Source organism: Pectobacterium betavasculorum (assembly GCF_000749845.1).
GTDB classification, from domain to species: domain Bacteria; phylum Pseudomonadota; class Gammaproteobacteria; order Enterobacterales; family Enterobacteriaceae; genus Pectobacterium; species Pectobacterium betavasculorum.
The window spans coordinates 1-1,194 of record NZ_JQHM01000044.1 but is presented as its reverse complement, the minus strand read 5'-3'; the positions used below and the strand labels follow the sequence as shown (position 1 = coordinate 1,194).

1 protein-coding gene is annotated in these 1,194 nt (G+C 52.6%); it reads right to left on the bottom strand.

The window, feature by feature from the left end; genetic code table 11:
- Window positions 1-10 precede the first annotated feature (10 nt).
- A partial coding sequence (tuf, locus tag KP22_RS20990; RefSeq protein ID WP_039309341.1) for an elongation factor Tu occupies window positions 11-1,194 on the bottom strand: 1,184 nt, incomplete at its 5' end.

Below are 1,194 nucleotides of genomic sequence, written 5' to 3'. Positions count from 1 at the left end.
TTATCAGCGATTAAGCGATAACTTTAGCAACAACGCCCGCGCCTACAGTACGGCCGCCTTCACGGATTGCAAAACGCAAACCGTCATCCATCGCGATTGGGTGGATCAGGGTAACAACCATTTTGATGTTGTCGCCCGGCATTACCATCTCTACGCCTTCTGGCAGTTCGATGGTGCCCGTTACGTCAGTGGTACGGAAGTAGAACTGAGGACGGTAGCCTTTGAAGAACGGAGTATGACGGCCGCCTTCATCTTTGCTCAGGATATATACTTCTGATTCGAACTGGGTGTGTGGCTTGATTGAACCCGGCTTGGCCAGTACCTGACCACGCTCGATTTCTTCACGCTTGATACCACGCAGCAGAACACCAACGTTCTCGCCTGCACGACCTTCGTCCAGCAGTTTGCGGAACATTTCTACGCCGGTACAGGTCGATTTCGCCGTATCTTTGATACCAACGATTTCAACTTCTTCGCCGACTTTAACGATACCGCGCTCTACACGACCGGTAACAACCGTACCACGACCGGAGATGGAGAATACGTCTTCGATTGGCAGCAGGAACGGCTTGTCAATCGCACGCTCTGGTTCTGGGATATAAGAATCCAGGTAGCCTGCCAGTTCGATGATTTTGGCTTCCCACTCAGCTTCGCCTTCCAGCGCTTTCAGAGCAGAACCACGAACCACTGGGGTGTCGTCGCCTGGGAAGTCGTACTGAGACAGCAGTTCACGCACTTCCATCTCAACCAGTTCCAGCAGTTCTTCGTCATCAACCATGTCACATTTGTTCAGGAACACGATGATGAAAGGAACGCCAACCTGACGACCCAGCAGGATGTGCTCACGGGTCTGAGGCATCGGGCCGTCAGTCGCTGCAACAACCAGGATCGCGCCATCCATCTGGGCAGCACCGGTGATCATGTTTTTCACATAGTCGGCGTGTCCTGGGCAGTCAACGTGCGCGTAGTGGCGAGACGGGGTATCGTATTCAACGTGAGACGTGTTGATGGTGATACCACGTGCTTTCTCTTCTGGTGCGTTATCGATCTGGTCGAATGCACGCGCGCTACCACCGTAGGTTTTAGCCAGAACGGTAGTGATTGCAGCGGTCAGCGTTGTTTTACCATGGTCAACGTGGCCGATAGTACCGACGTTAACGTGCGGTTTTGTACGTTCAAATTTTTCTTTAGACA